The sequence below is a fragment of the Alteromonas sp. DYW1 genome, from assembly GCF_059752595.1.
On the sequence record NZ_CM186038.1, the window covers coordinates 3,226,138 to 3,250,593 of the forward strand.

Consider the following 24,456-nt stretch of genomic DNA (forward strand, 5'->3'; position numbering starts at 1 on the left):
CACCCTACTCCTCGTCTACGCCATATTTTTTATCAAGTGCATTCATTTTCGCCATGTAAACGAAAATCAGTACAACAAACACATAAATAGCGCCCTGTTGTGCAAACCAGAAGCCCAATTTAAACCCAAAGAACTGAATCGCATTTAGTTGGTCCACAAATAAAATGCCCGCACCAAATGAGACCACAAACCAGACCACTAAAAGCTTGGCGAGTAGGCCGAGATTTTCTCGCCAGTACGCGCTCTTATCATCATCACTTTTGAAAGCCATTTTTCTTTCCTCAAACACGTTAAGTAGATGTTTTTATTTTTACAATTCACTAACCAGGCACGATTTATCGACTTTGGCACAAGTTAAAAATCCTTATGCTATCGTTCAAGCCCATAAAAAATGCTTGATTTAAGCCTTGGTAGTTACTTTAGACCGGTGTTAACAAACTAGAAATGCGACCATGGTCGTAGGTATAAATAATCATGAGACACTGTGATAAAGTGTCATTTGTAAACAAACTGTTAGGAAAATAAATGGTTTTTGGCTGGACCACGCTGGCGATCCTTTACCTCTTTGGGTTGTTCTTAATTGCACGCTGGGGAGATAGAAATTCGCCCACCGCACGCAAGTTAACCTCACATCCGGCGATTTATTCACTGGCATTAGCCATTTATTGCACGGCGTGGACATTCTTTGGCGCGGTTGGACAAGCCAGTCGCGACAACTGGATGTATTTGCCAATATTACTTGGCCCAATTTTGGTGTATGCGCTAGGTTATCGGTTCATCTATAAATTGATTTTGGTCAGCAAGAAGCAGCACATTACGACTATCGCTGACTTTATTGCGTCACGGTATGGCAAACGTCAGGCGGTAGCGCTGATGGTCACCGTAATCGCGCTACTGGCAACCATTCCCTATATCGCCTTGCAGCTGCAAGCCATTGGGACCACTTTTTTACTCTTAACGGACTACCGCGATCCTGATCATATTGTGCTGTTAGCAACCGGATTTATCGCTGTCTTTGCAATTTTCTTTGGCACCAAAAATACTGACGTGACCGAATACCGCCGCGGTTTAATGCTAGCGATTGCCTTTGAATCGAGCATCAAGCTACTAGCCCTCGTGTTAATTGGTTTTGTCGCGTACTTTACGCTGATCAATAAGCCGGAAATACACATACTCGAAACCCTATTTGCTGCACCAGCAACGGCGACATTCTCTTCCTTTACCTTTTGGGCGCAAACCTTGATGGCCGCGGCCGCAGTGATTTGTTTACCACGCCAGTTCCATGTGGCGATTATCGATAACTTAAGCCTTGGTCATCTAAAAACCGCACGCTGGCTCTTCCCGCTTTACCTTTTCATTATGGCAGCGGTGATCCCGATCATCGCCTTGGCGGGAACCCACATGTTTGCCAATACCACGCTGGCACCGGATGCCTATGTACTGAGTATTGCCATGACGAATGGCTCCCTGCTCCTGCAAGCCCTGGTATTCCTTGGCGGCTTGTCTGCGGCGACTGCGATGATCATCGTCGCCACCTTAACCTTAAGTACCATGTTAACCAATGACATTGTATTACCGCGTATTTTTGCCACCAATGAACCGCAGCAGAATCTTGATTATGGACGCAAAATTCGGCTTATCCGACGCATCATTATTGGCTTGATCCTACTGCTATCACTGGCTTACCACCAGCAAATGGCCGGTAGTAGCTCACTGTCTTCGATTGGCTTGATTGCATTTTCTTTGGTGATCCAGCTATTGCCCCCTATTTTGGGCGGCTTGTATTGGAAACGTGGTCATGCCCATGGCGTGTACGCCGGACTACTCATGGGTCTAATCTGTTGGGTCTTGTGGCTGGTTATGCCTATCGTCAATAACGAGTTTGATCAGTTACATCAAAACGAGTTGTTAAGCCAAGGAGCCCTTATCAGCTTAATGGCCAATACTATCGGGTATATTCTGTTCTCGCTGTGGGCCCCCGCCCGCTTGATTGACCGGATCCAAGCAGAAGCATTTGTATCACCCACCGATGTGCGTAGTGGTGTTAGCCGCAATCACAGCAGTAATGTAAAAGTTGATGATCTACTAACGTTACTAACCACGTTTATGGGTGAAGGGCGCTGTGAACAACTGGTTGGCGAATTTAATCGCGCCTGCCCAACCCCGGTGCAAGCCAATGAACAACCCAATCCAGAATTTGTTAGCTTCTGTGAACGCGCTCTGGGTGGCGTGATCGGCGCTTCCAGTGCACGCGTGTTAACCGAGAGCGTGACCGGAGGTAAGAAGCTCGACTTTACCGAAGTGATCAACTTTTTTGACGATACCACCCAAGCCATGCAATACAACATGACGGCTTTGATCACCTCACTAGAAAATATTGATCAGGGCATCAGCGTCGTGGACAAGCAGCTCAAGCTGGTGGCATGGAACAAACGCTACAGCGATATGTTTGACTATCCCGATGGTATGCTTGAAGTCGGTATACCAGTGGCTAACCTCGTGCGTTATAACGCAGAGCAAGGGAATTGCGGTCCGGGTGAGATCGAAGAGGAAGTGGAAAAACGCATGCAGCACTTGCGTGCAGGTCAACAGCATAAATTCACGCGCCATCGTAAAGATGGCAAGGTGATAGAAATGATTGGCAATCCATTGCCCGGCGGCGGCTTTGTAACCACGTTTAATGACATTACCGGCTATGTTGAAATCCAACAAGCACTGAAAGAATCGAACATCGATCTGGAGCAACGTGTACGCAAACGCACCGAAGAAGTACACTCGATTAATGCAGAGTTACGCCTTGAGATTCAACGCCGTTCGGATGCTGAGAAAGAACTTATTCGCGCTCGCCAAGTGGCTGAAGAAGCCAATGCCAGTAAAACGCGTTTTCTGGCTCTGGCCAGTCACGATGTATTGCAGCCGTTAAATGCTGCCAAACTGTATGTCTCTGCGCTACAAGAGTATGCCTTAGAGGATAATGCTAAGACGTTGGTGGGCAAACTGAATCAGTCCGTAAACGCCAGCGAACACTTGATCGGGACACTATTGGATATTGCCAGACTTGATCAAGGCGACCTCAAGCCCACAATTGAGGCGGTAGATATTCAGCAACTGTTAGGACCGTTGCTTGACCAGACCGCGATCAAAGCCAAGGAAAAAGGACTTGCGTTTACCTCTCGCATTCGACCTTGTTGGGTCATGGCGGATAAGACCTATCTGTATCGTATTGTGCAAAACTTGCTGTCAAATGCGGTGAAATATACGCGAAAGGGTAAGGTTTTGTTAACCGTAAGAACCTTAGGTAAGCAAGTCGTCATGCGCGTTTACGATACGGGTATGGGCATTTCACAAGACCAACAGCTACTGATCTTCAGTGACTTTTATCGTACCAGCAATCATAGCGAAAGTGGTGTCGGCCTTGGCCTCGGGGTCGTCCGCCGCCTCAGTGCACAGATGAACTGTAATGTGAGTGTTTACTCGACCCTGCATCAAGGCAGCCGATTTGAATTACGCCTTGAACGAACCATAGGCAAAACCAGTCATGCGCCTCGCACAACTGCCGCGAATGCTTCATTTTCGGGTCTGCGCGTGCTGTGCGTTGATGATCAGCAGGAAAATCTCGACGCCTTGAAGGTGCTACTTGAACGCTGGGGCGTGCTTGTAGAAACCGCAAACAATAGCGGCGCAGCGATCGATTTGACGCGTAAATTTAATCCACAAATTGTATTAATGGATTATCAACTAGGTAATGAAGAAGACGGACTCACGCTGATCGAAACCCTACGCAACGAATCGAATACCGTCTTTCCGGCCTGCTTGATCACCGCGGTACGCGAGCAAGCACTGATTGACGAGTGTAAGGCGCATGGTGTGCACTACATGAATAAGCCGGTAAAGCCAGCCAAGCTGCGGGCGCTCTTGCAAGCGATGACACGGTACATAGAAGAAGCTGACTGTGTTGAAAGGGCCACTAGTAGCAATACAACATCACCAGAACACTAGGCCAAACATTGTATTGGCAAAGTGACTTATGGCTGAGCATTACATTGGGTTTGATTTGATTTGATTTGATTTGATTTGATTTGGTTTGATTTGGTTTGATTTGATTTGATTTGATTTGATTTGATTTGATTTGATTTGATTTGATTTGATTTGATTTGGTTTGGTTTGGTTTGGTTTGGTTTGGTAACTACCAGACCCAAAGCAGAAGATCCTACTCTGGGTCCGTTGGATACAGTATTCTGTCGCGCTTTAGAATGAAGTACTTAACCATAACCTAAAGGTGTGATCATTGGCGCTATCCGAAACGCCAGCCAAGTAACCCACTTTATACTTGATCCCATCGATTTTGCCGCTATACGCTGGCCCAATGGAATGCTCCTGATCATCAAAGGAGCCCATGTCGCTAACCTTGCCAAACTCATTAAACATTTCTACACCGACACTGTTGCCACTGGTTAGTTTGTACATTGCACTGGCGCGGGTTTCTAACGTCGTGCCACCGGTTGCGGTACCACCAAAGTCCCATCCACCGATAACAATACCGCGTACCGTCCACTTTTGTGACGGGCGCCATTGGTTAGTCCAGTTGATTGCAAACTTTTCTGGGCGACTGCCTTTGCGGGTACGAATATCAAAACGTAAACCACTATCCCAATTATCTGAACCTGACTTTTTAAAATGCCACAGTAGCTCCGCGCGCAGGTAATCATATTCAAATGACTCGTTCACATCGCGAAACTGCACAATGACCCGACCGCGAAAATCTGCGTTAAACGCTTGCTGATAATGAAAGCGGTGCGCCCAACCATCGGGACCGCCATCTTCGCCTGGCGTAAAGCCTAAGCGGTACATCGCGGACTTGTCATTCGGATTAATTGCCGGCCCATGTACGCCTGACGTATTAGTGGCCTGCGCGGTGTTAGCGAGCAAAATAAACGCGGCAAAACCCGCCAAACAACGTTTTAACAACATACAACATGTCCCTTAACGACTAAATATGAGGAGATATACGCGGAGTATGCCAAATCGGCTTAAAATTGCCTAGAGCGGCGCGCCTGATTAATGAATGCTCGCCGGGGGCTCTAGTTCAAGTTGTGATGCGATCAACACCGCTTGGGTGCGATTGTTGATCCCCAGTTTCCGAAAGATAGCGGTTACGTGGGCTTTTACGGTGGCTTCCGCAATATCTAAGTTGTAGCCGATTTGCTTATTCAACAAGCCATCTCGCATGTAACACAACACTTTGTATTGCGAAGGCGTCAAACTGGCCACTTGGTCGGCTAGTTTGGAAAAGTTTTCATCAACGGCTTCAATTTTGTCGCTGACGTTCTCAGGCAACCAAACTTCACCGTCCAGAATAGCGCTCACCGCAGCGCCAATATCAGCACTGCTGGCAGTTTTGGGTATGAAGCCCAAAGCACCAACGCCAACTATTTTAGAAATGATCACCGTGTCTTCGGTGCCAGATACCACAGCCACTGGCACGTCAGGAAAAAGTTTGCGTACGTGTAACAACCCAAATAGATCCTGACTGCCCGGCATGTGCAAGTCTAACAATAAGAGATCAATCTCATTGTTTTCTAAGACCTCGACCGTCTGCGCGAGGTCAGACGCTTCGAGTAAGGTCATCTCCGATAACGAGGCTGCTAATGCACCCTTCAATGCATCACGGTAAAGTGGATGATCATCAGCAATCAGTATCGTTATCATGCCAGTCCTTATTATTTGTTTAAGCGCTCCGCAATCAGTGTATCAACAACCGAAGGGTCCGCCAATGTTGATGTGTCGCCTAGCTGATCATGCTCATTGGCGGCGATTTTCCGTAATATCCGGCGCATAATTTTACCCGAACGGGTTTTCGGGAGCCCGTGTGACCACTGGATCTTATCCGGCGTGGCAATGGGACTTAACTCTTTACGTACCCAGGCGCGCAATTCTGCGGTCAGTTCTTCACTCACTTCAACCCCTTCATTCGGGGTTACGTAAACATAAATACCCTGCCCTTTAATGTCATGAGGATAACCCACAACCGCGGCCTCAGCCACGTCATGATGCGCCACCAGCGCACTTTCAATCTCAGCCGTACCCAGGCGATGTCCAGACACATTGAGTACATCATCCACACGACCGGTGATCCAATAATAACCATCGGCATCACGGCGCGCGCCGTCACCGGTAAAATAAACGCCATTGTAGGCACTAAAATAAGTTTCAATAAACCGCTTATGATCCCCATACACCGTGCGAGCTTGGGCAGGCCAACTGTCTTTGATCACCAGGTTACCTTCTGCTGCATCAGGCAGTTCTTTACCATCAGCATCAAACAATGCCGGTTGAATACCAAACAGTGGGCGACTGGCTGAGCCCGGTTTTAACGGCGTCGCGCCGGGTAATGGTGAAATCATTACCCCCCCCGTTTCGGTTTGCCACCAGGTATCGACAATTGGGCATTCATTGCTACCAAAGACACGGTGATACCATTCCCACGCCTCAGGGTTAATCGGCTCACCGACCGAACCTAAGATTTTCAATGATGAGATATCACAGCCTTCTGCCGGCGTATCACCGTGAGCCATAAGGGCTCGGATCGCAGTGGGCGCGGTGTATAGCTGATTCACTTTATACTTCTCGACCACTTGCGCTATCCGCTTAACGTCGGGGTAGGTAGGAACCCCTTCAAAGAAGACTTGCGTGACCGCGTTAACCAATGGACCATAAACCATATAACTATGGCCGGTGATCCAACCAACATCGGCGGTACACCAGTAGATGTCGTCGGGGTGATAGTCAAAGACATATTTAAACGTCAACGCAGTATAAAGTAGATATCCACCCGTGGTATGCAAAACGCCTTTTGGCTTGCCGGTCGAGCCTGATGTGTAGAGGATAAACAGCGGATCTTCAGCATTCATTACCTCAGGCTCGCACTGGGCAGAACAGGACTCAGTTAACTCATTCCAATCAACGTCTACATCGTTCCAAGTGATATTGCCACCGGTTAGTTTGTATACCAATACCGCACTGATCGAAGGGCAAGCGCCATTCGCAAGTGCCTGATCAACATTCGCTTTCAAAGGTACGCTTTTCCCACTCCGACGCCCTTCGTCACAGGTGATCACAACCTTGGCTTCACTGTCATTAATGCGATCGGCGATGGCGTTCGGTGAAAAGCCACCGAATATGACCGAGTGCACTGCACCAATGCGGGCACAGGCCAACATCGCATAGGCCGCTTGTGGCACCATTGGCATATACAAGGCAACGCGATCGCCTTTGCCAACGCCAAGCTTTTTCAAGCCATTCGCTAGCTTACACACTTCATAGTGCAGTTGTTGATAGGTTATCGCTTCTGCCGCGCCGGGGGTGTCACCTTCCCAAAGAATGGCAGTTTTCTTGGCATTCTCGGCGAGGTGACGGTCAATACAGTTATAGCTGGCATTCAGTTCGCCATCTTCAAACCATTTGATAGAGACATGGTCAGGCGCGAAAGAGGTATTCTTGATCAGCGTCGGTGCCTTAAACCATTCCAATATCGATGCTTGCTCTGCCCAAAAAGACTCAGGGTCGTCAATTGAACGCTGATACATCTCCAAATACTGCTCATCGGTCATCAAGGTTTTTGCTTTGATTGCATTTGGGACCGGATAAGTTTTGACTTCCATACGCTGCCTCCAGCAGTTGAATTAGGTAGACGCGGTCACAGTGAGACTGTGTTGCTCGCTTATATTTTGTGAGTTAACTGTAGCGATTCTGAACAAAACCAAAATTCGACTTTGGTCTTACCGCGGATGCTTACTGCTTCCAGCAACATTACTAAACAACCCTACTGAAAATCAACCTAAGCACCTGATCTAAATCAATATACGACTTTAGTCTAATAGACGAAGGGCTTATTTGCATTTTTTCGTTTTTGCGCAAAATAGAGAGCATGTTAACGCAATTTTTACATTGATTTAACTTTAATCAGATACTCGCACAGGACACTATTATGAACGCAACGCTCAAAAAAACTGCAGCCATTGTCGCCTTCGCATGCACTGGCTTTAGTACTGTTAGTCAGGCCGCTACCATTGGTAGTACTGATGTTAAATTTTCCGGCTACATCAAAGTTGATGCTATCGCGAGCAACTACAGTGAAGGCTCGCTTGCAACCGGCAATCTCAATCGTGATTTCTATGTGCCTGCATTGATACCTGTGACCGGCAACGATGAAGGTGCACAACTGGATATTCATGCTCGTCAATCACGCTTTAGATTTACCACGAATACTGCCACCGAAGAGGGCGATACCATTACGGGTGTACTGGAATTCGATATGCTAGCCACGCCCAACGGTAATGACCGGATCAGCAGTTCTTGGACACCGCGTATTCGCCACGCCTTTGTGAAGTATAAGAACTGGACTGTTGGTCAAACCTGGTCAACCTTTATGGATGTTGGCGCGCTGCCCGAGAGCCTAGACTTCATAGGAACCACTGACGGCACAATCTTTGATCGCCAAGCATTGGTCCGCTACACCAATGGTGCGTGGGAATTTTCTGCTGAGAATCCAGAAACTACCATCACGCCATTTGGCGGAGGTGCCAGAATTGTTGCTGATGACAATATCCTGCCTGATATGGTGGCACGTTACACCTTTAAACAGGATTGGGGCTACATCAAAGTCGCAGGCTTGTTTCGTCAGTTGTCCTATGATGACGGTGTGAGCATCGATGAAGATGAAACCAGTATCGGAATTAGCGTGTCAGGTAAAGTCATGCTGGGTAATGGCGACGATATTCGCTTCTCGGTCAGCACGGGAGGTGGTCTTGGTCGCTATATCGGCCTGAATACCGCAAACGGCGCAGTAATCAATGCAGCGGGCGAACTCGAAGCGATTGATTCAATGGGATACACCATTGCCTACCGTCACAGCTGGAACAGTCAAACCCGTTCAAATTTTATGTTCTCAGCACTGGATGTTGATAACGATACTAATTTAACGGGCATGGGCGTCACTGAGTCGACCTACAGCGCACGCGTAAACCTCCTGTATTCGCCCACCAAAGCCATTACCGTTGGTGCTGAATATGCGTTTGCTAAACGCGAAACTGAGGGTGGACTAGAAGGTGATATGAATCGTCTGCAGTTATCTGCCAAGTACGCGTTCTAAAAACGACTGTTAGTTGAATATCAATACACAAAGCCGAACCACACTGTTCGGCTTTTTTATGCCTGTCTACTTTATTTTCATGTTGCAGCAAAGGTTAGCAAAGCCGCAGACCATCAGAACGGCTTGCGCGGGATTTCCTAACTTAACCTAATTGCTAATAAAAATTATCGATAATGGCAGCACAAAGAAAACCCCAACTAAGTAGCCGACACCATAGATCTTTTGCTCTGCCACCTTATGGGATAACTTAAAACTTAAATCAAACGGGAGTTCGCGCAACAACTTGATACCAAAAATCAATGCGACCGCACTAACGTTATAAAGCAAATGCACTAATGCAATTTGTAATGCCAAGCCTGCATTCGGCCCAGTAATCGCCAGCGCTGCGATCAAGGCGGTGATACACGTACCGATGTTAGCACCTAAAGTAAAAGGATAAATATCCCGCGCTGACAGCACACCATTCCCCACCAACGGGACCATGAGCGATGTGGTGGTTGATGAACTTTGCACCAGTACAGTAACGACGGTACCTGAGACAATCCCACTAACTGGACCCCGCCCGATACTTCGGTTGAGGATATCGCGCGCTTTACCGACCATCAGTGACTTCATAATGCGGCCCATTAGGGTAATGGAGAGCACGATTAATGCGATCCCCAAAACAATCTTGATGACCCCCGTATAATAACCTGGCAGACCGGCAAGCAATGCTCCAACGCTATCGATTACAGGTGAAGTCACCGCCTTAATTGGATTGAACCCAGCAACATCCGCGGTAGCTCCAGTAGAAAATAATGATACCAATGCGCCGCTGGCACTTTGTAAATACCCAAACATCAACTCTAGGGGTAGAAATATTAAGACCGCGAAAATATTAAAGAAATCGTGGATAGTTGCAGCATTGAAGGCCCGCTGAAATTCTTGCTTATTGGCAATATGCCCCAAACTGACAATCGTATTGGTGATACTAGTGCCGATATTGGCCCCCATCACCATGGGGATCGCGATACTGATCGGCAAGCCCCCGGCTACCATAGCAACAATGATTGAGGTGACCGTACTCGAAGATTGAATGAGGGCGGTGCCCACCATGCCAATAATCAGTCCCATAATCGGATTAGAGGCAAAGGCAAATAGTTCTCGTGCCTGATCAGCGGTGGCAAGTTTAAATCCACTGCCAATTAAACTGACGGCTGTTAGCATCAACCAGACCAGTACACACAACCATAACCAGCGACGTAATCGCTGACCGCCTGATAATGGCGGAATTGCAATTACAGGTAACTCTTCACTGAGCGCACTTTTGGCGGTTGAGTGGGTCATCGTTGTATGCTCTCGTTAGCCATATTCATTACATTTGCGCTAGTTTAGTCCCGTAACATGACGATTTTGTTACCAGTGGAAAACAGGCGCGATCTTGCCATAGCCGAGAGCAGTTAAAAATCGAATATTTCTAACCGGATTATCAATATTTAACGAACAATAATCCGCACTAGAATGGGCTTGAAAAACGCCCCAAAACGGCTTGGATCGCTTGTAAATCAGCCTCACATAAGTTTAACGAGAACGCTGCAATATTTTCTTGCAGCTGAGCCTCAGTGGTTGCGCCAATAATGGTCGAGGTAACCCCATCGACTTGACGACACCACGCTAAGGCCATCTGACTTGGCGTCATGCCGAGCTCATTAGCCAGGTTGACATAGGCTTGGATAGCCTCGCGTGACTGCGCCGTATCCCGAAATAACCCTTGCCTTTGCACCATGGTCCAGCGGCTTCCAGCGGGCCGCTGTTCATTCAGATACTTGCCAGACAAAGCGCCTCCGGCTAACGGCGACCAAGGTAAATACGCAATATCTTCAAACACACATTGCTCAATCAAGTAAGGCCAATCTTTACTGTGCAATAAACTAAATTCATTTTGAATTGACACGGGGCGTGGCACGCCCATTTCTGCGCACAGTGATAAGTACGTGGCAATACCCCAAGGCGTGTCATCTGACAAACCCCAATGCCGGATCTTGCCGGCTTGGATAGCTGCTCCCAACGCGACCACGATGCCGCGCATCCGCTCACGCTCGGCAGCAACATCCGTGTGCGAGGCTTTTACCTGATTCGGCCAATGCTTACCGAAGTGTGGTGACGTGCGATTCGGCCAATGTAATTGATACACATCGATGTAATCAGTATTCAGTCGTTGCAGTGAATGTTCCAGTGCTGTCTCAATGCTACTTGCTGAAATCATGCTAGCCTCCCGCAGATAGGCAAATCCTGGCCCTGCAATCTTGGTCATAATAACCAAATTCTTACGCTGCTCGGGAAAACGGGAAAGCCAATGACCAATGATCCTTTCTGTATCACCTTGAGTTTGTTCGTTGGGCGGAACAGGATACATTTCGGCGGTATCAATAAAATTAATTCCAGCGTCTAGACTCAGCTGTATCTGGGCATCTGCATCCGCTTGTGTATTTTGGATCCCCCAGGTCATCGAACCTAAGCATATTTCTGAAACTGATAACCCACTACTGCCGAGTTGATTAAAACGCATAATTCCTCACCCATCTGCTGGTTTGATTTGAAGATAACAGCACGTTCAGACACCCAATATCCATCGTACAAGCCTGATTTTTCTTAGCTGTCGACATCGAAAAAATTGGCTGAGCGGTTGTACGCGTGTTGTCAACGTTAAACGCTTAAACCATTGTTTTGTGGGCTTAGCTGAACTCTGCAATTAGATAGTTATTTCTACCCTGCTGTTTAACTTTGTACATCGTACTGTCGGCTTGTTGCAATAAACTGTCCAGCGAAGTGCCATGCTGCGGTGCACAGACGATACCAATACTCGCACCGACCTCACAGGTGATGGTTTCACTGATTGACATTGGTGAGGCGATATCCTGTAACAACAGGTGTGCCAGTGACTGAATTTCTGCTTCGTCATATCTGGAGTGCTTAAAACCAATCACAAATTCATCGCCGCCCCAACGCACACAGACATCTAAATTCATATTAAAATGGCGGCGCAGGCGACGCGCTACCAGCACTAAAACTTCATCACCAACATCATGCCCGTAGGTGTCGTTAATGGGCTTAAAACGGTCCAAATCAATCATCATGAGCACAAATGTGGCATCGTGATCCAACGCTGAATCCAATAAGCCTTCCAATGCAGCCTCACCCGAACGCCGGTTTTGCAGCTGGGTTAAAGAATCATGATCGGCCTCAAAGCGAGTTTCTTGTTCACGCTGAATGCGGTCAGTCACATCGTAGGCAATCATCTCAATGAGCATGTCTTGCCCTAAACGCCGTTTGGCTCGTTGATCACTGAGCTTTGCGAATAAGCAATGTAACCAACGGCGTTGCCCCTCAATCTCATATTCAAGATCCATACTGACTTGCACAAACGGTTCGCGGGAGCGCATTTGTTCGAGAGTCGTTGCCACGTGCGGACTATCGGAAAATAGTGTAGTGACGTCAATGCCATCGCAGGACTGATTAAATAAACTTTGCATCGCAGGATTGAGCGTAAAAAACTGATTGGTATGATCGATCAAGCCAATACCTGCGCTGGCCTGTTCGAAGATCAGCCGGAAACGCTGCTCAAGCGTTTGTGTGCGCTCGCGTAAAATTCGCTCGGTTTGCAGGTTTTGCTTCAGCGCGATCATCAAGGCATTAATACCACTAACCAATACCCCTATTTCATCTCGACGACGATAACCGATATCGATAGTTTGCATGGTTTCAGGCACATTGGGATCGACTTTAGTAAATCCCAAAGTCAAATCTTTAATTGGCCGAGTTAAGCGACGGTGCACTAACAGCGAAACAAACACTGCGATTAAAAAACTCAGAAAAATAAGGGTAGAGGCATTCTGTAAGCTGAATGCTTGTGCTTGCTGCTCAATGTACGTCCGATTAGGAAACACCGTTAACTCGCCGACCACTTCGTCGCCCGCAAAGGGATGAATAAGTGGGATAGATATGCGCTGACTAGCGCGAGTTAAGTCGCCCGCTTGGATAGCCATGGCTTCAAAGTTAACAATGGATGCGGCACTGATGATGTTATTAGAGACCAAACCATTCACAATCTCGAGTGCAAGATCGTCGTCTTCTAAATACGCGGCAATCGCGCTCGTTTTAGTCGCACTGCTGGCTAACTGATTAACCAACTCAGTGTTCAATTGCGTTTGCTGACGTAAGTTATACCAATACGTAAACCCTGCTGTTGCTAACGACAACACCAATGCAATGATGCCAATGGCAAAGGCAACACGGAGATAGAGTTTTTGACTTTTTGGCAACACAGACTTCGCTTAAAAAACCGTTGATACACCTAAGTGTATAACATTCAGAGTTTGAGGTTGGGAAAAGGTTGCTAGGGCATCATTACCCCAAAGTCCGCTACCGAATGCCTTGATCCGCACATGATCAGCCTGAAATTTGAGTGCCCACTCGTCGGCAAAATCCCAACGCAAGCCAACACTCAAGGTTGCTTGGTCAACATAGGCATCGGTTGTCGAGGCATCGGCGGATGCCGCTAAGGTATTAATCGTAAACGCTAGCTCAGGAGGCAGATTAGGCGGTATTAGCGGGGCTTCGATACGAGTGACCGGGTCGTCAGGACGATAGCCAGATAATGAAACATAGGGCAGAAAACGATCAAAATAACGGCCAATTGTAAGGTAGCCAAAGGCCGCTGCCGGATAGAGCGTCCAGTCAGAATTGTAATAAGCAGCCTCAGCTTGCACTTGCCACGTGAAGTTGTCGAACTTAAACCCTAGTGAGGTATAAGAAACTCTATCACCATCAGGATCTATTCCGCCAATCACGGCGCTGGCCTCTGGCCACAAGACTTCAGGTACCAATTCAAAAGCATCTCTGAATTCGTCAAAACCAACGAACTCAAAATTATCGGTTTCACCGATGGCATGGGCGAATTTAAATAACCAATAACCTTTTTGAAACTCAATGATACTGGCTACCGCGTCTTTAAAATCAACCCGTAAGCGACCACTGTCACCATTCAGGCGCGCCTGTGTTTCACCTATCAGCATCCCCGCCTTCATGAAGCCACCGAACACATCGAAAGAGTAATAAAAATCCACACCATCAATATTGGCAATAATTGACGAAGCTGAGTAAAAGTCAATCGGAGGACGCGCCCACGGATAGGCATAACCCACTTGACGATAATCTGATAACAAAAACAAATTGCTATCCATGCGGCCAACGCGAATAGCGAGGTTCCGATTGACGTCATAGCGGACGAAAGCCTTTTCAATGTAATTCGACACTGCCGTGTCAGCGCGGTCTTGAATGATGACTTGACCTACTGCATCCCAATGATCATTGAATTCAACGTTGACTTGCCCGCCGAGGACCGAGTCTGATGCGATACTCAAGCCATCTCGAATCTCATTGATTAAGGTATTCCTATAGGCTAACTCATTATGCCCCTCGTAGGTCAGACCCAGCGTGGCGAATCCCGAAAAGGAAGTCTCAACCGCCATTGACCAAGGCGAACTGGTGAGCAAGAGAATACTTGCGATTAAAAGCCCGGTCGTTGTCCTAAACTGTACCGGACGAATATTATTCAAACTGATAAACAATTTTCATCTCCGGGGTTACAAGTGAACGATCGACGTAAGCTAGACTATCAGTTTCACTGATCAGTAACTCAACGACTTCTTTGGCGTCTGACGTTTCCACCGGCGGCTTAGCTCGCCCGGAAAACAATAAACGCGACCAATAAGATTTTATTTTGCGCTCGTCTTGATTGACCAACAATTGATAAAACTGCTGCTTGGTATTTGAGTTTTCCGGGAAGTCGATAGGTTTTGCCGGGTCGCCGTTAGGAAACCTAACGTAACGCCCCATATAAATATCAATAACTTCTTTTTTGGATAACTCAGCGACATTACTATTCTTATTCACCACCACCACTAAACTACTCGCCTGCACGGTTGCGACGAAACACCACAAGCACAGGCTAATGAGCACGCGGGTGCGGATCAGTCGTAAACTTAAATGAGTACAGAATTTCATTTAATCGGGTTGGAAAGCGACAGTAAACATTGAAAGTAATAGTAACCTAGCAACCAAAAACTTGCCAGAAAACCCATAGTTCGATACGTGTTAGATTATAAGTTATTGGACTGATTTTAATAATTAAAACAGCAACCTATAAATCATCAAGTACTGTTAGTGTGCGTAATCAACACTGCCAACCCTCACGGTTAGTGCGCCTATTCACCGCCATCTGAGCTAACATCGTTGTTTTTATCGAGGTCTACACCACTGCCAGCCGCTGCGTTGGGGAGTGAGTTTTTCCGCAAACTGTTGGAGCCATGGATGGCGATATCAAGCGCACAGGGAAGTATTCACCGCGGGTTTGCTGAGAAATTCGCTTCCCAATGCAAAAGGCGTGAGTCAAAGTGCCAAAGCCTGACTTGCTGTAGTCCGCTCTCTCGGTCAGTGCGCCTATTCATTTTCCCGAGCCGCCGTAAATACTTCCCTGTAGGCTTGCTCGCTGGCTCCCTGCCAGCGACACTCGGGAAACTGAACAGCCTCCCCGCCCTACGAGCTAGAATTACTCGAATGGTTGAGCTATACAACGGTGCTAGCCGCTGCGTTGGGGAGTGAGTTTATCAGCAAACTGTTGGAGCCATGGATGGCGACATCAAGCGTACAGGGACGTATTCACCGCGGGTTTGCTGGGAAATTCGCTTCCCAATGCAAAAGGCGTGAGTCGAAGAACTGAAGCTAAACGACAGGCACAAAAAAGGCGCTACAAGAGCGCCTTCTTCAATCTAACGTGTTGTTAAATCAATCGATTACTCGATGATTTTTGATACAACACCCGCACCTACTGTACGGCCACCTTCACGGATTGCGAAGCGTAAACCTTCGTCCATCGCGATTGGTGCAATTAGCTCTACAACAAACTTCAAGTTGTCGCCTGGCATTACCATTTCTACGCCTTCTGGTAACTCTACAGCACCAGTTACGTCAGTTGTACGGAAGTAGAACTGTGGACGGTAGCCTTTGAAGAATGGCGTGTGACGGCCACCTTCGTCTTTGCTTAGTACGTATACTTCTGCTTCGAACTTCGTGTGTGGAGTGATTGAACCTGGCTTCGCCAATACTTGGCCACGCTCTACTTCATCACGCTTAGTACCACGTAGTAGAACACCAACGTTCTCACCTGCACGGCCTTCGTCTAGAAGCTTACGGAACATCTCTACACCCGTACAAGTCGTCTTCGTCGTCTCTTTGATACCAACGATTTCTACTTCTTCACCAACTTTTACGATACCTTGCTCTACACGGCCGGTTACAACTGTACCACGACCTGAGATTGAGAATACGTCTTCGATTGGAAGAATGAACGGCTTATCGATTGCACGCTCTGGCTCTGGGATGTATGAATCAAGCGCTTCACCTAGCTCGATGATTTTCTTTTCCCACTCTGCGTCGCCTTCTAGTGCTTTAAGCGCTGAACCTTGGATTACTGGTAAGTCATCACCTGGGAATTCATACTCAGATAGCAACTCACGGACTTCCATTTCAACTAGCTCTAGCAGCTCTTCATCATCTACCATGTCACACTTGTTCATGAATACGATGATGTAAGGTACACCTACCTGACGACCCAATAGGATGTGCTCACGCGTCTGTGGCATAGGACCATCAGTCGCTGCTACTACTAGAATAGCGCCGTCCATCTGTGCAGCACCGGTGATCATGTTTTTAACATAGTCAGCGTGTCCTGGACAGTCTACGTGTGCGTAGTGACGTGTAGGAGTGTCATACTCTACGTGTGAAGTCGCGATTGTGATACCACGCTCACGCTCTTCTGGTGCGTTATCGATTTGATCGAATGCTTGTGCTGAACCGCCGTATGTCTTTGCTAGTACGGTAGTGATTGCCGCGGTTAGAGTTGTCTTACCGTGGTCAACGTGGCCGATTGTACCAACGTTTACGTGCGGTTTCGTACGTTCAAACTTTTCTTTTGCCATGTCTATCTTCCCAGCAAAGTGCTATTAAAAAAAATAATTCATCTATGAGCTGGGGAGAAATGGTGCTGATAGGCAGATTTGAACTGCCGACCTCACCCTTACCAAGGGTGCGCTCTACCAACTGAGCTATATCAGCACGAATCTGGAGCGGGCAGCGGGAATCGAACCCGCATCATCAGCTTGGAAGGCTGAGGTAATAGCCATTATACGATGCCCGCATTCCTAAATTCTCTGGCCACCTCATAAGAAAAAGTGGTGGAGGGGGCAGGATTCGAACCTGCGAAGGCTGAGCCGGCAGATTTACAGTCTGCTCCCGTTGACCGCTTGGGTACCCCTCCAGAGATTGATGGTGCCGACTGCCGGAATCGAACTGGCGACCTACTGATTACAAGTCAGTTGCTCTACCAACTGAGCTAAGTCGGCACTGCATCAAGTGGCTGCGCATTCTAGTGAAAACCTTCTCCCTGTGCAATAGACTTTTTCAAAAAAAATGCTTTTTCTTGCTGTATGCTCAAATATCCAACGATTCTGCGCATTTTCTTTGCCTTTGCAGTGGCATTTCGGCCAACGCAAAGCGCAATAGTCCGTAAAACACAATATTATTCACATTTATGGTGCGCGTACCGGAAAGTAATTCTTGTGCGGGCGCTAACCGGCTGCGATCCCCCCCTGCCAATATGATTGCATAGTCAGAGTAATGTGTTTTCATCAACTGCTGTGCTGCCAGCAGCATTCCATTGAGCTGGGCGAGACACCCCAAGTGCAAACACGCCTCGGTATCACTGCCAAAGGCGAGTTCTGCCGATTCGAATTGCGCCTGAAATACCCGACGCGTATTGCCGGTTACTGCATTCAGAGCTAACTGATAGCCCGGTGCAATCCACCCGCCTAGATGGGCATTGTTAGCCACAGCATCGACGGTAATCGCCGTACCGGCGTCTATTACAATAAATGGCCCCGTACTAAGTAGTTGACCACCTAACATGGCTAGCCAACGGTCCACGCCCATTTTTTCGGGTTTGGCATAGCTATTTTTTAAGCCAAAACTTTCTGCACTTGTAGTGATGATATTCAGTTGGAATATTTCTTGACTGAGGCAGCCAAGGAGTTCTTGAGTCTCTGCATCACTGCGTACGCTGGCAACATAAGTATGAATAACCGACGACCGTTGATTAGTACATGCGTTTGTTGCAACCACAAACGCAGTAAAATCTTCATCGCTACTAAAGCGTTGCACCCAATCTAATGATCGCAAGATAGCGTTTTGATCAGACGCCAAACGCAAGAGCTTTAACGATGTATTGCCGATATCGATTAACCAGGTTTCAGCACGCACGTAAACTAACCTCGCCAGCATGGATTAATTGTTGACCATTGGCCGTTTTGAGTATTAAGGCGCCTTGTGAATCGATGCCTTGATTGATGCCCTCTAGGCTATTACCGTGAGCAAAGATACGTACCGGTTGCTGATAGAAAATATCTAATTCGTTCCACCGCTTCAGGATAGGCCTCAAACCATGCAAGGCAAATTCAGGCAAGCCGACACTCAACGCCTGGATTATAGCGGCGCATAACTGATTGCGATCGATCGCGCGATCCGACAAGTCGGTATAGGATTGGTCAATTTGTTCTGCTACATCGGGAAGTTTCACATTAATACCAACCCCAATGATACAAGTTACCTGAGTGTCGATTTGGCCTTCAATTTCAACCAATATCCCACCCAGTTTGACCCCGTGGCGATAGATATCATTTGGCCACTTGATCGCTAAGCCATCAATATTCAGCGTCTGCAATGCTTGGATAATAGTCACACCGACAAACAATGAGAGACCCGCTACTTGTTGAAACCCGCCGTCAAAGCGCCAACATGTAGATAAATATAAGCTGGCTGCAAATGGTGAAACCCAGGTCTTACCGCGTCGCCCACGCCCAGCAGTTTGCGCTTCTGCAACAACAACTTGGCCGTGGGGCACCGCATCAATGTGCTGCTTGAGATAAGTATTGGTTGAATCGATAATTGGCAGAACGATCAAGGGTAAGCGCGCTGACTCAGGGAGCTGGGCGTTAATCTCCATTGGGTTCAACAACGTAATGGGTTCTGCCAAGCAGTAACCTTTGCCCTTTACGCTGAAGATATCCAAACCTAATTCTCTCAATGCATGAATATGATTAGCAATGGCCGTGCGACTAACACCGTAATCCCGCGCGAGCCCCTCTCCGGAATGAAAATTGCCATCTGCGAGCTGTTGCAAAATCCGAATACGTGTTGCTTCTGTTGTGCGTGTCATAGCGCGATTAATCCTTGCGCGCCAATTAAACGCACTTCATTTTCCAAAACGATTGCGAAGCGTTGCTGAATCGTTGACTGGATTTGGCGCGCGAAGCTGAGCACATCCGCACCTAGAGCGTTGCCAGTATTGACTAACACCAAAGGTTGGTTGACGTGACATTGCACCCCTCCATGGGATTGCCCTTTAAACCCGGCCTGATCGATGAGCCACGCTGCTGGCACTTTTACGTGTTGGGTGTCCACTGCGAATGAGGGCATCGCTGGGTATTCTGCTTGTAATTGCTCGAATTGCGCGAATTCGATCACAGGGTTTTTGAAAAAACTGCCAGCGTTACCTAACACGGTTGGATCGGGTAACTTCTTGCGACGAACATCAACCACCGTCTTAAAAATGGCCTGCGGCGTCGGCGTTGTCAATTGCCGTAACTCACCATATTCAACCGCCATCGAGCAATCTTTGGGCACCCGAAAGCGCACATGGGTAATAAACCAGTGGGCTTTTTCAGGCGCTTTAAAAACACTGTCCCGATAACCAAACTGACATTCGCTGGCAGTCAGTTCGAACGCCTCTCCGGTGATAAGATCAATCACTTCAACAGCACTGATAAATTCAGCCACTTCGCGCCCGTATGCACCAATATTCTGGATCGGTGCGGCACCAACTGTACCCGGTATCAGAGCCAGATTTTCAAACCCGTAAATGTGTTTTGCTAAGCAATATTCAACAAAACGATGCCAGTTTTCGCCGCTGGCGACGCGTAAATCGTAATGTTTATTATGTTCGTCGTAATCGATCCCTGTCAGTCGATTGATCCAGACAGCACCTGCAAAATCGTCCACGAATATGCAATTACTGCCTTCTCCGAGTATCCAAAAATCACTGTTCGGCTGCACCCGAGGAATGTCAGCAAGTGCATCGATAAATTGCAATTGCTGGCAGTGTGCAGATAACGCAAACGTATGGAATGTAGCTAAATTATTCACGCGAAAAAAGTCGTGGAGGAAAACGTTGTTAAGCTTACCGCATTCTGCAGCCAGCACCAACCGTTGCGCGACTACTTCGCAAGGCGGTTTGCTCGGCTTTTGCTTGTGTTAACTGTCGACTTGCTGCGCTTTCGACTGAAACGTTTGATCAAGCTAGGGCGGCGATTGGCCCCTCGGATCCGAGTTGGCATGTTTTTGACCCGATTAAACACTACGCCCAACAAGGGGGCGCCGACATCCCGCAGTTTCTGCACCGCCTGCACGAGCTCGGCAGTTTCACAATTTTCCAAATCACACACTAAGATAATCGCATCAACATTGCGACTGATAACCAACGCATCACTGAACTCCTCCAATGGCGGAACATCAATGACAACGCGCTCGAAAATGATACTAAGCTTGTGCAAAAACGCTTTAAACCGCGGTTTAGACAAATAGACCATGGGATCTTGCGGTATATGCCCACTGGGCATCATCGATAATTGTCCATCACGGACCCTATGGATACAGCGCCCTGCAGGCTGTTGCTTGCCAATAAAGTGAGTTAATCCAGGCAGCTCAGGAGACATATTGAACGCGCCGCTTATCGACGGGTAGCGCAAGTCTGCATCGAGGATCAAGGACTTCTCTAGCTTCGCAAAAGATTCCGCTAGACTCGCCGCCACTAGGGATTTACCGTCATTCGGTTTCACGCCGGTAACCGCAATGACCCGATTTTCCTCTGACTCATTGCGCACGATAAGGTTGGTTCGCAGTGTTCTGATGGCCTCAGCAAAGGGCATATTTTCTTGGCTCGCAGCCAATACATCGGATAGCTTGCGTTTCCCTTTGGCCAAGCGCGGAATATTGGTAACTACCGGTACTTCCATACTTTCTAAAATTTTCAACGTCCGCGAGCGTTTATCACTGACAATGTGAATGAATAACCAGCCCATGACACTGATAAAGGTGCTAAAGACTACGCTGGCAGCCAACAGCAGAACGACATTGGGCTTAGCCGGTGCGGTGGGTACACTGGCATAATCAACAATCGAGAAGTCATCTTGACTGCCTAAGTCTCGTAAGATTTCGGTTTCTTGCACACGCGACAAAAAGATATCGTACAACTTCTGCGTAGACTCTACCTCGCGACGCAGCTTGGCTAAATTAACCTCATGCTGACCGAGTTCACTGTGGCGTCCGCGGGCTTCTTCGATAAGCTTATTAATTTCTTCGCTGCGTTCTAGGTATATTTTGTATTCTTGTTTGAGCGAGGCCACGAGTTTACGCACTAAGCTGTCTAGCTCTCGCTTCATTGCTTCGATTTTGGATACCTGCGCAATGTATCTCGGGTGTTTGTATTTGTAGCGGCGAGAGATCTCAGCAAGATCTTCCTCTTCATCCAAAATACGTTTACGTAAATCTTGTACCATGCTGTTTTTGATGATGTAGCTTACGTTTAGTAAGCCCTGGATATCATCACCTGAGGCATCAAATTGGCTTATCATGGTTTTCATTTCAGCCGCCTGTGCATCAACTTGAATACGCTGCGACATGTAAGTGGAGATTTCACTACTGGCCAATGAAATTTGACTCGCCAAATCAATCAATTTGTTAGCTAGAAAATAGTCTTGTAATGCAGCCTCTGATTGCTCTAACTTAACCTGAACTTCTTCAAATTGTTGATTCAACCAACGACTCGCATCCGCCGAACGCGCATTACTTTTGCGAGTTTGATAGGCGAAGAATGTAGGTCCTACCGCATTCACCACATCGGCGGCTAATTGTGGTGAGGTCGACTCGAAACTGACGTTTACCATTGCCGTTTCGCCTAACCGACTATACGCCAACCCCCGTTGCAATCGGATCGCCGCATCTAAGCGCTTTTTCTCATCGCTTTGATTTTGATTAACTAATTCAGCGCGATGCATCAAGCCACTATCTTCGACCACGCGTTCGGTGAATTGGCGCGAGCGCATGTACTGCAGGTACGTATCGAGTTTTGAGTCTCCCCCCGAAGCAAAACCGGCCAGGCCTTGCGGTAACGACATCTCGTTGGATGCATTCCCCAATTGCAACGTGGTGGTGGCGATGTAGATACGCGGCAGCTGTAAAACGTAATAACCCAACAGAGCCGCCAGTGCCCCGGCCGTGAATAGGATGCGGTATTTTTTATTCCAAATCAGCAGCAGCAAATCGCCGATATCAAATAACGGCTCTTGTGCTGTGCTTGACTTATTGGCGGCATCCATCACTAAAATAAGCTCTCCGGAATTTCCACAATATCACCGGGTAAGATGGGGGTGTCTGCTGTCGCAGCGATGCGTTGTTTATCCATGCCGCGAATAATCACCCAATTCTTATTTGACGCACGATCGGTCTGCCCTCCGGCCACCGCTATCGCCTTTTCCATCGTTAATCCCAATTCAAAGGGAAATGAGCCCGGCTGTTTCACCGCGCCACGCACATAGAACGGTCGAATTTCATCGATTTGTACCACTATACTAGGATTCACCAAGTAACCATCTTGATAGGCTTTAACCAGATCGTCACTTAATTCTTTAACCGTTTTGCCAACCACTTGCATATCCCCGATCAAGGGAAAGCGCACGACACCAGAAGCATCAACGCGGCTGCGTAGATAAAGGTCTTTTTCGAGATGCACGTCCATAGTGATCACATCACCGACCCCAATCGGGATCAACTGCTGAGCATACCCGGGAAGCGTAATTAACCAAGTAACGCTGAATAAACCAAACGCTAAAATTCGTAAGACCAATTTAACCTCACCTCATTTTGCGCATAGTCAATGCTGTTGTCGCTAGATGACACATCACGACGTTTTAACCCTAACATTAGGTGTTGCAACGAACTGATGTTGTAACCAACCGATATTCCCCAATCAAACTGGGTAATAGAGCGTACGATTTGCTCCAATTCAATCTCTTTGTCGAGCCAATCAATACTGGCTTGTGAAGACCAAACATCGCTCCACGCGTACTGCCATTTCAAACCCCAAATAACATCTACACTATTGCTGGTGGCTAAGACTTCTGAAACCGCTGATGTGCGCTTCGAAGTAAGCATGAGATTTTGATAATCTGAGGGGGTATATTGATAACTGAGATCCCAAGAAAATCCGCTTTTATCCTGCCCATCATCGCTGCTGCGCTGGAATCCACCGAGCAATACGCGTAAGGATGACTTGCCCGAAAATTCCCATTCAATACCAGCCAATGCCCTATACAGTTTGCTGTCTACCCGCTCAAACGCAGCGTAGTCATCTGCAATCACCGATAAACGCGAAACGAAACCAACTCTGCCTGCCAACCATAGGCGTAATTCAGCGGCGCCGCCGAGCTGGCTAAGTTCAAACAGGCGGGCGTAACTATTCGTGTCATCATAACTGTCATCTTGCCAGAAGAACTCCGCACTGAGGGCATTACGACTTGGCTCGCTGCCATACACCAAGGTAACGTCAGCGCGATTCCGCGTTAACGTATCAATGGCTAGCACACCTTCTTGAAAACGACTGATCCCCTCACCATACTTTTGCTCTTGCTTGCTGTGCGCTGCTGTTACATCAACGGTGAAAGCTTTATGCACAAATGAACGTGATTGAATTCGCACATTGTACGCATAAAAATCAGGATCTTCGTCAACGCCTGTTAGCTCTTGTTGCAGACGAAATTTTTCATAGGTGGCGCCGTAATCCAGTTGCCACCATTGCCCTTCATGAGTGCTAACCAATCCGCCTGCGGCCATCAATCCCACACCAAAACCTTCTGTGCCCCCCAGGGCAGTAGGGTTGATCGCATCATTGTAGATCGCTTCGGCCTGCAGCGTTAGTGGCGATATTGACTTATCCATATTGGACAGTTGTGCATAGACAGGAACTGCCAGGCACATACTTACAATGCTTATCAACCATCTCATGTTACAACATACTCCAAGATAACTACTGATCCGCATGCACCAAGGACGGCACACGGCGGTGTATCGTTCTTATCGGCGAAAACGTTAAATTCTGC

18 protein-coding genes and 4 tRNA genes are annotated in these 24,456 nt (G+C 47.7%); 2 read left to right on the forward strand and 20 right to left on the reverse strand.

Annotation, left to right across the window (positions count from 1 at the left end; genetic code table 11):
• Positions 1–4: 4 nt before the first annotated feature.
• Entirely contained in the window at positions 5–271 is a 267-nt protein-coding gene (locus tag AC121Z_RS14620; RefSeq protein WP_498124884.1) for a DUF4212 domain-containing protein, read from the reverse strand.
• Positions 272–525: 254 nt separating this feature from the next.
• On the opposite strand from AC121Z_RS14620, the gene AC121Z_RS14625 reads away from it, so the two are divergent.
• Entirely contained in the window at positions 526–3,999 is a 3,474-nt protein-coding gene (locus AC121Z_RS14625; protein ID WP_498124886.1) for a PAS domain-containing hybrid sensor histidine kinase/response regulator, read from the forward strand.
• 249 nt (positions 4,000–4,248) lie between these two features.
• Here AC121Z_RS14625 and AC121Z_RS14630 read toward each other — a convergent pair whose 3' ends face one another.
• From AC121Z_RS14630 to acs, 3 genes are all read right to left on the reverse strand, one after another.
• Positions 4,249–4,971 (reverse strand): hypothetical protein, encoded by a 723-nt coding sequence (locus tag AC121Z_RS14630; protein WP_498124888.1) that lies wholly within the window; start codon positions 4,969–4,971, stop codon positions 4,249–4,251.
• A gap of 87 nt (positions 4,972–5,058) precedes the next feature.
• Complete coding sequence (locus tag AC121Z_RS14635; protein WP_498124890.1) at positions 5,059–5,709, reverse strand: response regulator transcription factor; 651 nt, start codon at positions 5,707–5,709, stop codon at positions 5,059–5,061.
• Positions 5,710–5,720: 11 nt separating this feature from the next.
• Positions 5,721–7,661, reverse strand: a complete 1,941-nt coding sequence (gene acs / locus AC121Z_RS14640; RefSeq protein ID WP_498124892.1) for an acetate--CoA ligase — start codon at positions 7,659–7,661, stop codon at positions 5,721–5,723.
• A gap of 326 nt (positions 7,662–7,987) precedes the next feature.
• On the opposite strand from acs, the gene AC121Z_RS14645 reads away from it, so the two are divergent.
• Entirely contained in the window at positions 7,988–9,151 is a 1,164-nt protein-coding gene (locus tag AC121Z_RS14645; protein ID WP_498124894.1) for a DcaP family trimeric outer membrane transporter, read from the forward strand.
• A gap of 147 nt (positions 9,152–9,298) precedes the next feature.
• On the opposite strand, the gene AC121Z_RS14650 is transcribed toward AC121Z_RS14645, so the two are convergent.
• From AC121Z_RS14650 to AC121Z_RS14725, 16 genes are all read right to left on the reverse strand, one after another.
• Positions 9,299–10,477 carry a Na/Pi symporter gene (locus AC121Z_RS14650; protein ID WP_498124896.1) on the reverse strand — a complete coding sequence of 393 codons (1,179 nt, stop codon included), beginning with the start codon at positions 10,475–10,477 and terminating at the stop codon, positions 9,299–9,301.
• 169 nt (positions 10,478–10,646) lie between these two features.
• Positions 10,647–11,699 carry an aldo/keto reductase gene (locus tag AC121Z_RS14655; RefSeq protein WP_498124898.1) on the reverse strand — a complete coding sequence of 351 codons (1,053 nt, stop codon included), beginning with the start codon at positions 11,697–11,699 and terminating at the stop codon, positions 10,647–10,649.
• Positions 11,700–11,865: 166 nt separating this feature from the next.
• Positions 11,866–13,455, reverse strand: coding sequence for a diguanylate cyclase domain-containing protein (locus AC121Z_RS14660; RefSeq protein WP_498124900.1), 1,590 nt, complete (start codon positions 13,453–13,455; stop codon positions 11,866–11,868).
• A gap of 9 nt (positions 13,456–13,464) precedes the next feature.
• Entirely contained in the window at positions 13,465–14,760 is a 1,296-nt protein-coding gene (locus tag AC121Z_RS14665) for a hypothetical protein (protein WP_498124902.1), read from the reverse strand.
• Positions 14,741–15,196: a hypothetical protein gene (locus AC121Z_RS14670; protein ID WP_498124904.1), complete on the reverse strand. Its 456-nt coding sequence runs from the start codon at positions 15,194–15,196 to the stop codon at positions 14,741–14,743. Before AC121Z_RS14670 ends, AC121Z_RS14665 begins: the two co-directional genes overlap by 20 nt.
• Before the next feature lie 788 nt (positions 15,197–15,984).
• Positions 15,985–17,169 (reverse strand): elongation factor Tu, encoded by a 1,185-nt coding sequence (tuf, locus tag AC121Z_RS14675; protein WP_498124906.1) that lies wholly within the window; start codon positions 17,167–17,169, stop codon positions 15,985–15,987.
• A 60-nt stretch (positions 17,170–17,229) separates the two neighbouring features.
• Positions 17,230–17,305, reverse strand: a tRNA-Thr gene (locus tag AC121Z_RS14680).
• Between the two features lie 7 nt (positions 17,306–17,312).
• Positions 17,313–17,387: transfer RNA gene (locus AC121Z_RS14685), tRNA-Gly, on the reverse strand.
• A 35-nt stretch (positions 17,388–17,422) separates the two neighbouring features.
• A tRNA-Tyr gene (locus AC121Z_RS14690) sits at positions 17,423–17,507 on the reverse strand.
• A 9-nt stretch (positions 17,508–17,516) separates the two neighbouring features.
• Positions 17,517–17,592: transfer RNA gene (locus AC121Z_RS14695), tRNA-Thr, on the reverse strand.
• A gap of 88 nt (positions 17,593–17,680) precedes the next feature.
• On the reverse strand, positions 17,681–18,505 hold the full coding sequence (locus AC121Z_RS14700) for a type III pantothenate kinase (protein ID WP_498124908.1): 825 nt from the start codon (positions 18,503–18,505) through the stop codon (positions 17,681–17,683).
• Entirely contained in the window at positions 18,495–19,460 is a 966-nt protein-coding gene (birA, locus tag AC121Z_RS14705; RefSeq protein ID WP_498124910.1) for a bifunctional biotin--[acetyl-CoA-carboxylase] ligase/biotin operon repressor BirA, read from the reverse strand. The genes AC121Z_RS14700 and birA overlap by 11 nt, the downstream gene beginning before the upstream one ends.
• Positions 19,457–20,446, reverse strand: coding sequence for a UDP-N-acetylmuramate dehydrogenase (murB, locus tag AC121Z_RS14710; protein ID WP_498124911.1), 990 nt, complete (start codon positions 20,444–20,446; stop codon positions 19,457–19,459). The genes birA and murB overlap by 4 nt, the downstream gene beginning before the upstream one ends.
• A 71-nt stretch (positions 20,447–20,517) precedes the next feature.
• Positions 20,518–22,677: a GumC family protein gene (locus AC121Z_RS14715; protein WP_498124912.1), complete on the reverse strand. Its 2,160-nt coding sequence runs from the start codon at positions 22,675–22,677 to the stop codon at positions 20,518–20,520.
• Between the two features lie 2 nt (positions 22,678–22,679).
• Positions 22,680–23,204, reverse strand: a complete 525-nt coding sequence (locus AC121Z_RS14720; RefSeq protein WP_498124914.1) for a polysaccharide biosynthesis/export family protein — start codon at positions 23,202–23,204, stop codon at positions 22,680–22,682.
• Entirely contained in the window at positions 23,186–24,361 is a 1,176-nt protein-coding gene (locus AC121Z_RS14725; RefSeq protein ID WP_498124916.1) for a hypothetical protein, read from the reverse strand. The genes AC121Z_RS14720 and AC121Z_RS14725 overlap by 19 nt, the downstream gene beginning before the upstream one ends.
• Positions 24,362–24,456: the final 95 nt, after the last annotated feature.

Excerpts from the sequence above, each read along its gene's own strand:
- AC121Z_RS14635 (WP_498124890.1), bottom strand. The coding sequence starts at position 5,709 with ATGATAACGATACTGATTGCTGATGATCATCCACTTTACCGTGATGCA.
- birA (WP_498124910.1), bottom strand. The coding sequence starts at position 19,460 with ATGACACGCACAACAGAAGCAACACGTATTCGGATTTTGCAACAGCTC.
- AC121Z_RS14620 (WP_498124884.1), bottom strand. The coding sequence starts at position 271 with ATGGCTTTCAAAAGTGATGATGATAAGAGCGCGTACTGGCGAGAAAAT.
- tuf (WP_498124906.1), bottom strand. The coding sequence starts at position 17,169 with ATGGCAAAAGAAAAGTTTGAACGTACGAAACCGCACGTAAACGTTGGT.
- AC121Z_RS14655 (WP_498124898.1), bottom strand. The coding sequence starts at position 11,699 with ATGCGTTTTAATCAACTCGGCAGTAGTGGGTTATCAGTTTCAGAAATA.
- acs (WP_498124892.1), bottom strand. The coding sequence starts at position 7,661 with ATGGAAGTCAAAACTTATCCGGTCCCAAATGCAATCAAAGCAAAAACC.
- AC121Z_RS14650 (WP_498124896.1), bottom strand. The coding sequence starts at position 10,477 with ATGACCCACTCAACCGCCAAAAGTGCGCTCAGTGAAGAGTTACCTGTA.
- AC121Z_RS14630 (WP_498124888.1), bottom strand. The coding sequence starts at position 4,971 with ATGTTGTTAAAACGTTGTTTGGCGGGTTTTGCCGCGTTTATTTTGCTC.
- AC121Z_RS14670 (WP_498124904.1), bottom strand. The coding sequence starts at position 15,196 with ATGAAATTCTGTACTCATTTAAGTTTACGACTGATCCGCACCCGCGTG.
- AC121Z_RS14715 (WP_498124912.1), bottom strand. The coding sequence starts at position 22,677 with ATGGATGCCGCCAATAAGTCAAGCACAGCACAAGAGCCGTTATTTGAT.
- AC121Z_RS14625 (WP_498124886.1), top strand. The coding sequence starts at position 526 with ATGGTTTTTGGCTGGACCACGCTGGCGATCCTTTACCTCTTTGGGTTG.
- AC121Z_RS14725 (WP_498124916.1), bottom strand. The coding sequence starts at position 24,361 with ATGAGATGGTTGATAAGCATTGTAAGTATGTGCCTGGCAGTTCCTGTC.
- AC121Z_RS14645 (WP_498124894.1), top strand. The coding sequence starts at position 7,988 with ATGAACGCAACGCTCAAAAAAACTGCAGCCATTGTCGCCTTCGCATGC.